This window comes from Planosporangium mesophilum (assembly GCF_016863255.1).
Taxonomy (GTDB): Bacteria; Actinomycetota; Actinomycetes; order Mycobacteriales; family Micromonosporaceae; genus Planosporangium; species Planosporangium mesophilum.
Map to the genome: position 1 here is coordinate 87,456 of NZ_BOON01000007.1, position 8,304 is coordinate 95,759.

7 protein-coding genes are annotated in these 8,304 nt (G+C 69.6%); 3 read left to right on the plus strand and 4 right to left on the minus strand.

The features are described 5' to 3' along the window. Positions 1-41: 41 nt before the first annotated feature. Together Pme01_RS05400 and ppk2 are read left to right on the plus strand one after the other, a co-directional pair. Complete coding sequence (locus tag Pme01_RS05400) at positions 42-974, plus strand: acyl-ACP desaturase (protein WP_239088033.1); 933 nt, start codon at positions 42-44, stop codon at positions 972-974. Between the two features lie 59 nt (positions 975-1,033). Then, on the plus strand, positions 1,034-1,966 hold the full coding sequence (ppk2, locus tag Pme01_RS05405) for a polyphosphate kinase 2 (protein WP_168117079.1): 933 nt from the start codon (positions 1,034-1,036) through the stop codon (positions 1,964-1,966). A 65-nt stretch (positions 1,967-2,031) separates the two neighbouring features. Here the strand turns inward: ppk2 and Pme01_RS05410 are convergent, their stop codons facing one another. The 4 genes from Pme01_RS05410 to Pme01_RS05425 all read right to left on the minus strand — a co-directional run bounded on the left by Pme01_RS05410 (position 2,032) and on the right by Pme01_RS05425 (position 6,528). After that, positions 2,032-2,298, minus strand: coding sequence for a hypothetical protein (locus Pme01_RS05410; RefSeq protein ID WP_168117078.1), 267 nt, complete (start codon positions 2,296-2,298; stop codon positions 2,032-2,034). Between the two features lie 10 nt (positions 2,299-2,308). After that, positions 2,309-3,910, minus strand: coding sequence for a sodium:solute symporter family protein (locus Pme01_RS05415; protein WP_168117140.1), 1,602 nt, complete (start codon positions 3,908-3,910; stop codon positions 2,309-2,311). Positions 3,911-4,060: 150 nt separating this feature from the next. Beyond that, positions 4,061-5,077 (minus strand): cytochrome d ubiquinol oxidase subunit II, encoded by a 1,017-nt coding sequence (locus Pme01_RS05420; protein ID WP_168117077.1) that lies wholly within the window; start codon positions 5,075-5,077, stop codon positions 4,061-4,063. After that, positions 5,074-6,528 carry a cytochrome ubiquinol oxidase subunit I gene (locus tag Pme01_RS05425; RefSeq protein ID WP_168117076.1) on the minus strand — a complete coding sequence of 485 codons (1,455 nt, stop codon included), beginning with the start codon at positions 6,526-6,528 and terminating at the stop codon, positions 5,074-5,076. The genes Pme01_RS05420 and Pme01_RS05425 overlap by 4 nt, the downstream gene beginning before the upstream one ends. A 146-nt stretch (positions 6,529-6,674) precedes the next feature. On the opposite strand from Pme01_RS05425, the gene Pme01_RS05430 reads away from it, so the two are divergent. Next, a complete protein-coding gene (locus Pme01_RS05430; RefSeq protein WP_239088034.1) occupies positions 6,675-8,273 on the plus strand; it encodes a glycoside hydrolase family 13 protein in 1,599 nt (532 codons plus the stop codon). Positions 8,274-8,304 lie beyond the last annotated feature (31 nt).

Genomic DNA, 8,304 nt, shown 5'->3' on the forward strand with positions numbered 1-8,304 from the left:
TAACCTACGGGTACGTAACCGTAGGCCCGTGGGAGGACACCGTGCCGTCGCAGACAGAGCTGCTGCTCGAACTCGAGCCGGTCGTCGAGGCCAACCTCAACCGGCACCTTGGGCAGGCAACCGAGTGGTTCCCGCACGAGTACGTGCCGTGGAGCGCCGGTCGGAACTTCGACGGCGTCCTCGGCGGCCAGCCCTGGGAGGAGTCCCAGTCGGCGCTGTCGGACGTGGCGCGCACGTCGCTGGTCGTCAACCTGCTCACCGAGGACAACCTGCCCAGCTACCACCACGAGATCGCGACGCTGTTCGGCCGCGACGGCGCCTGGGGCACGTGGGTGCACCGGTGGACCGCGGAGGAGGGCCGGCACGGCATCGTCCTCCGTGACTACCTGCTGGCCACCCGGGCGGTCGACCCGGTGGCGCTGGAGCGGGCCCGGATGTCGCACATGTCGGCCGGCTACGCCAACGCGCACGACGACGACGCCCTGCACTCCATCGCGTACGTGTCGTTCCAGGAACTGGCCACCCGCATCTCGCACCGCAACACCGGCCGGTTCAGCGGCGACCCCGTCTGCGAGCAACTGCTGGCGCGGGTGGCCCAGGACGAGAACCTGCACATGGTCTTCTACCGCAACCTGCTGGCCGGCGCGTTCGACCTGGCACCCAACGAGACGATGCGGGCCGTCACCGACGTCGTGACGACGTTCTCGATGCCGGGCACCGGCATCGAGAACTTCGGCCGCAAGGCGGCCCAGATCGCCCTGGCGGGCATCTACGACCTGCGCATCCACCACAACGAGGTACTCGCGCCGGTGCTGCGCCACCTGCGGGTGCTCGACCGTACCGGGCTGAGCGGCGACGGCGAGCGGGCGCGGGAGGAGCTGGTCGAGTTCCTGGCCGGTCTCGACGCGAACGCCACCCGCTTCGAGGAGCGCCGGGAGGCCAGGCGGCAGCGGGTCGAGGCGCGTACCGGCTGACCGGCTTCACGTTCGCGCGTTCACGTTCGCGCGGGTGGGGGCCGGGGTACCAGACCCGGATGGACCTCCGTGCGGACCGGCCCGACTACACGCGTGACCTCGTGCGGCTCGGCGACTACATGGTCCAGGACGACGGCGACGACGACCCCGTCCTGCTCACCAAGGACGGTAAGCCGGTCGAGACGTGGCGTGAGGGGTACCCGTACGAGCAGCGCATGTCGCGGGAGGAGTACGACCGCGACAAGCGGCTGCTCCAGATCGAACTGCTCAAGCTCCAGAGGTGGATCAAGGAGTCGGGGGAGAAGCTGGTCATCCTGTTCGAGGGGCGCGACGCGGCCGGCAAGGGCGGGACGATCAAACGGTTCATGGAGCACCTCAACCCGCGCGGCGCCCGGGTCGTGGCGCTGACAAAGCCCAGTGAGCGCGAGCTGACCCAGTGGTACTTCCAGCGTTACATCGCCCACCTGCCGGCCGCCGGTGAGATCGTGCTCTTCGACCGGTCCTGGTACAACCGGGCAGGCGTGGAGCGGGTGATGGAGCTGACCTCCCGGACGGACTACCTGGAGTTCATGCGCCAGGCCCCGGAGTTGGAGCGCATGCTGGTGCACTCCCACCTTCGCCTGATCAAGTTCTGGTTCTCGGTCTCGCGTACCGAGCAGCGCACCCGGTTCACGATCCGCCAGGTCGACCCGGTACGGCAGTGGAAGCTCTCCCCGATGGACCTCGCCTCGCTGGACAAGTGGGACGACTACACCGAGGCCAAGGAGGCCATGCTCTTCTACACCGACACCGCCGATGCGCCGTGGACGATCGTCAAGAGCAACGACAAGAAGCGGGCCCGGATCGAGGCGATGCGCTTCGTGCTGAGCCAGTTCGACTACACGGGCAAGGACTCCGAGATCGTGGGCGCGCCCGACCCGAAGGTCGTCGGGCGCGCCTCGCAGATCTTCGAGGAGGGTGAACAGCCCGGTACCCTCCAGGTCCGCCTGTGAATCTCCGCGCCTGTTCCGTGATCACCCAGAGTGTGCGGCGCCACGGCACCCGAAACTCTCGGTGATCATGCGGAGTCGTCGGGTGTGCCGAGCTTGAGCGGGCGCAGCCGCATCCAGAGCAGGAACCCCGCGCCGAGCGCGAGCATCGCCAGGCCGGTCCAGAGGTTGATGCGTACCCCGGCGGCCTTCCGGATCTCGGCCGGGCTGTCGAACAGGCCCACCACGGTGATCACGAGCCCGTACAGGACGAACAGGCCCCCGATGACCCGGCGCACGTCGAACAGGCGGGCCTTGCTGGTGGGGATCGGTTCGTCGGTGTTGTCGTCGGCCATCACAAACCCCTTACAGGAACGGTAGGTACAGCGCGGCGGCCAGGACCAGGGCGACGGCGCCGAGCACGATCGGGTTGCGGTACCAGGCACGGTCGGCGGCGTCCATGTCGCCGGTTACGTCGATCTTGTCCACGCCGTACACCAGTCCGCTCAGCTCCGACGCCGGCTTGGGGGTGGTGAACAACGTGACGATCACCGAGACGACCATGACGGTCACGAACGCGATGCCCGCACCCCAGAAGCTCTGGTCGAGGTCGGAGCCGTAGTGCACGACGCCGGAGCGGTACAGCACGTAGTTGGTGACCGCTGCCAGCGTGCCGGCGAGCAGGCCCCAGAATCCGGCCCACGCGGTCATCCGCCGCCAGAACATGCCGAGGATGAACGTGGCGAACAGGGGCGCGTTGAACACGGCGAACAGCGCCTGGATGTAGTTCATGATGTTGCTGAACCCGGCCGCGATGAACGCGGTTCCGATGCCGATGATGACGCCGACGACCGTGACGATCCGTCCGGTCTTCAGGTAGTGCGCGTCGCTGCGGTTCTTGCGGATGTACGGCTGCCAGATGTCGTAGGTGAACACCGTGTTGAAGCCGCTCACGTTGGCGGCCATGCCGGCCATGAACGACGCCATCAGGCCGGTCACCGCGATGCCGAGCACCCCGTTGGGCAGCAGGTCGCGCATCAGCAGCGGAATGGCGTTGTTGTACTGCAGGTCGCCGGCCTTCGAACCGAGGCCCTTGACGGTCACCAGGGCGATCAGGCCGGGGATGACGGTCACCGCCGGGATGATCAGTTTCGGGTACGCACCGATGATCGGCGTGAGACGGGCGGCGGTCATGTTCCGGGCCGACAGCGCCCGCTGCACCTCGGCGAAGTTGGTCGTCCAGTAGCCGAACGACAGCACGAAGCCCAGCCCGAACACGATGCCGATCCAGCTGGCACCCAGCGGGTTGTGCGAGGTTCCGGTGCCGACCCAGGTGTGCAGGCCCGCGTCGCCGAGAGGGGAGTGGCGGACCTTGTCGAACAGCCCGGACATGCCGCCGACCTTCGTCAGGCCGACCACCGTGACCGGGATCAGACCGGCGAGGATCACGAAGAATTGCAGCACCTCGTTGTAGATCGCCGACGACAGGCCACCGAGGGTGATGTAGATGAGCACGAACGCGGCCGCGACGATGATCGACAACCACAGCGGCCACCCCACGAGCGCGCGCATGACCAGGGCCAGGGCGTACAGGTTGACGCCGGCGATGAGCACCTGGGCGACCGCGAACGAGATCGCGTTGAGCAGGTGGGCCGGGGCGTTGAAGCGCCGCCGCAGGTACTCGGGGACGCTGTGCACCTTGGAGCCGTAGTAGAACGGCATCATCACGATGCCCAGGAACACCATGGCCGGCACCGCGCCGATCCAGTAGTAGTGCACCGTCATCATGCCGTACTGCGCACCGTTGGCCGCCATGCCGAGGATCTCGATCGCGCCGAGGTTGGCCGACACGAACGCCAGCCCGGTCACCCACGCCGGGAGGGCCCGGCCGGAGAGGAAGAAGTCGGCGCTCGTGGAGATCGCCCGCCGTACCGCGAACCCCACCCCGAGAACGGTGACGAAGTACATCGCGAGCAGTGCGTAGTCCAGTGCGTTCAGGTTCAGGCGCAGTCCGCTCTGCGCAAGGGTTTCCACCGTTCCTCCTGCCGCCGGGGGGAGATCCCGGTCGCCAGGGGGGTTTCCCCAATCCCCGGAAATTCAATCACGCAAGATTCTTTATTATCTGCTTGCCGGCTCCTCGGCTCGTTGGAACATGAAGAAGAGCCAGATCAGAGACGGTATGAGCAGCACGGAGCTGGCCGCGACGACGCCGAGGACGGCGTGCAGTACGACCGGGCTGGCGGCGGCCCGGTCCACGGTCAGATCGGGGTACAGCAGGACCGGGTACTGTGCCGCGCCCCAGCCCCACAGCAGCGTGGCGACGGTGGCGGCGGCCGTGGCCCGGGCCGGGAGGTACCGCCGCCGCGCGACCAGGACGATCGAGGCCACTCCGCACAGCAGCGACAGGATCACGATCGGCAGGCCCCGGTGGGTGATCCCGTGGAGCAGGCCGGGCGCGTCCGCGCGCAGCACCGCCAGGCCGGCCAGCGCGACGACGCCGACGGCGATCCCGGTCCCGACCGACCGGCGCCGGAACGCCTCGGCGAGGTCGGTCTCGCCCGCGCGCTCCGCGTCCCTGGTGAGGTAGACGGCCGCGAGGTACGCGCAGCAGCCGACCGCGAGCAGGCCGCAGAACAGCGAGGTCGGGTTGATCCAACTGCTGATGATCGCGCCCGACCCGATCACCGGAGGCACCCGGCCGGACGCGAGGCCGCCGGCGATCGTACCGAGCACGAACGGGGTGAGCACCGACGAGATGCCGAAGGCCAGCCCGTACGCCTTGAACTGCCAGCCCCGCTCGGTCGCCTTGCGGAACGCGTAGGCGGCGCCGCGGGCGATCACGCCGAGGGCGACGATGGTCAGCGGGATGTACAGGGTCGCGGCGAACGGGCCGAACGCGGGCGGGAAGATCGTCCAGAACAGCGTGATGACGAAGATCAACCAGACGTGGTTGGCCTCCCACACCGGGCCGATGGTGTGCTCCAGGAGTTCGCGCTCCAGCGCCGGGTCGAGTCTCCGGCCCCGCCGCCTGGTGGCCAGGTGCCAGATCCCGGCGCCGAAGTCGGCACCGGCGAACACCGTGTACAGGGTCAGTCCGATCCAGAGCACCCCCAGCAGGAAGACAGCCTCGGTCATCGGCTCCTCCGGGCCGGCCGGTTCTCACGGCCCGGTCGGCTTCGCTGCGCCGGCGCGCCGGGGCCCGGCTCGCCCGGTTCTGCCGGCTCCGGTGGCGCCGGCTCCTGCGGAGCGAGGCCCACGGACACCAGATCGAGCGGGATCCGGGCCAGCCGGCGCAGGACGACGACGGTCGCGACGGTGAGCACGGTGTACACGGCGAGGACCGCGATCAGCCCTGCCCGCAGGCCGGGTTCGGGGTTGACCGCCTCCATCACCCGCATCTGCCCGAACACGATCCAGGGCTGGCGGCCGACCTCGGTGGTCACCCAGCCGGCCTCCAGCGCCAGCACCGCGGCGACGCCCGCCACGCTGCCGGCCCTCAGGAACCAGCGGGAGTGCGCCAGGTCGCGGCGGCGCCAGCGCAGGAACGCGTACCACAGTGCGAGCGCCACGAACCCGGTACCGATGCCCACCATGACCTGGAACGACAGGTGTACCGGGGTGACCGGTGGGCGCGCGTCCGGGGGTGCGATCTCCAGCCCGTACACCACGGCGTGCGGATTCCAGTGGGCCAGGAGCGACAGCGCGTTCGGGATGTGGATCGCGTAGCGCAGTTCGCCGTCGATGTACACCCCGCCCAGCGACAGGGGCGCGCCCGCGGTGGTGTGGGTCAGCCCCTCGATGGCGGCGAGCTTGGTCGGCTGCCATTCCGCGAGGAACTTCGCGGCCCAGTCACCGACCAGCAACTGCACCGGGGCGAGCGCCGCGGCGACGGTGAACGGGATGGTGAAGCCGAGCCGGTGGTACCGGTCGCGCCGGCCGCGCAGCATCGCCGCGGCGTACACCGAGGCGATCCCGAACCCGGCGACCATGAAGGCGGCGATGATCATGTGGGTGGTCTGAGGCGGGGTCGCCGGGTTGAACATCGCCTTCCACGGGTCGGCCCCGACCACCCGGCCGTTGTCGAGGTTGAAGCCGCGCGGCTGGTTCATCCACGCGTTCGCGCAGACGACGAAGAACGCCGAGGCCACGCCGGCGATGCACAGCGGAATCGCGGTCAGGATGTGCAGGGTCGGCGGCAGCCGGTCCCACCCGTACAGGTAGATGCCCAGGAAGATGGCCTCCAGGAAGAAGGCGGTGCCCTCCAGGGTGAACGGGAAGCCGATGACCTCGCCGTACACGGACATCAGCCGGGGCCACAGCAGCCCCATCTCGAAACTGAGGATGGTGCCCGAGACCGCGCCGACCGCGAAGAGCACGCCCATCGCGCGCGCCCACCGGCGGGCCAGCAGCGTGTACGCGGGGTCGTTGCGCCGTATGCCCCGCCACTCGGCGAAGACGGTGAAGGCCGGCATGGCGACACCGAAACAGGCGATGATGATGTGCCAACCCAGGGACAGCGCCATCTGGGTACGGGCGGCGACGAGGTCACCGGGGGTCGCAGCGGCGGCTAAGCCCACGGGTCCCATAGGTCCCCCTTCGACGCACAGGGGCGCCCTCGGGGTGTCGCTACCCCTCGGGGGATGGCCGAAACCGCATGATCACATGGTCGTCCGCGCGGGATCGGGTGATCGTCGGGCGACCGGGCGCCGGCGTCGACTATCGTCGCCTTCCTGTGACTACCGAGTTGAATACCCAGTGGTGGCGCGACGCCGTGATCTACCAGATCTACCCCCGCTCGTTCGCCGACGCCGACGGCGACGGGCTCGGAGACCTGCCGGGGATCACCGCCCGCCTGGATCACCTGGTCGAGTTGGGCGTCGACGCGGTGTGGCTGTCGCCGTTCTACCCGTCCCCGCAGGCCGACGCCGGCTACGACGTCTCCGACTACCGCGACGTCGACCCGCTGTTCGGCCGGCTCGCCGACTTCGACGCGCTGGTGGCCCGCGCCCACGAGCTGGGGCTGCGGGTCATCGTGGACCTCGTCCCCAACCACACCTCCGATGAGCACCCCTGGTTCCGGGCCGCCCTCGCCGCCGGCCCCGGTAGTCCCGAGCGGGAGCGGTACGTCTTCCGGGACGAACCCAACGACTGGCCGAGCATCTTCGGCGGCTCCGCCTGGACCCGGGTCGACGACGGCCAGTGGTACCTGCACCTGTTCGACGTCAAGCAGCCCGACCTCAACTGGGACAATCCGGCGGTACGCGCGGAGATCGCCGACGTGCTGCGGTTCTGGCTCGACCGCGGGGTGGACGGCTTCCGCGTCGACGTGGCCCACGGCCTGGTCAAGACGTGGGAACCGCCGAGCGACACGGTCGACGCGCCGCCGCCGGCGGTGCCCAACGGACCCGAACCGATGTGGGACCAGGACGGCGTACACGAGATCTACCGCAGCTGGCGGAAGATCCTCGACGAGTACCCGGGTGAGCGGATCCTCGTCGCCGAAGCCTGGGTCGACCCGGTCGAGCGGATGGCCCGCTACGTGCGGCCGGACGAGATGCACCAGGCGTTCAACTTCGCGTACCTGCTCGCGCCCTGGCGCGCCGACCCCGTACGCGAGGTCATCAACTCGTCGATCGCGGCGTGCCGGAGCGTCGGTGCGCCGACCACGTGGGTGCTCTCCAACCACGACGTGGTGCGCCACGCCAGCCGCTTCGGGTACGCCGAGACCAACAACGAGCGTGTCGGCATCGGCGTGGACGACCCGCAGCCCGACGAGGCGCTGGGGCTGCGCCGGGCCCGCGCGGCCACCACGCTGATGCTCGCGCTGCCCGGGGTGGCGTACCTGTACCAGGGCGAGGAGTTGGGCCTGCCCGAGCACACCACGCTCCCCGACGAGGTACGCCAGGACCCGACGTGGGTGCGGTCGGGCCACACGGTGCGCGGGCGCGACGGCTGCCGGGTGCCGATTCCGTGGACGCCGGGCGGCCCGTCGTACGGCTTCGGCCCCGGCGAGGCGAGCTGGCTGCCGCAGCCGGAGTCGTGGGACCGGTACGCCCTGCAGAAGCAGCAGGGCGTCGACGGCTCGACCTACGAGCTGTACCGGCAGGCGCTGCGGCTGCGCCGGGAGTACCGGCTCGGGGCCGGAACCGTGGAGTGGCAGCCGGACGCCGGGACGGATGTGGTGAGCCTGCGTAACGGTTCCGTGCTGGTACTGGCCAACCTGGGTACCGAGCCGGTGGCGTTGCCGGCCGGGGCGCGGGTCCTGCTGGCCAGCGGGGAGCTCGACGCCGACGGCCGGGTACCCGCCGATACCGCGGTCTGGCTCCTCTGACCGTATCGATGATGACAAACGGCGGGGGGGG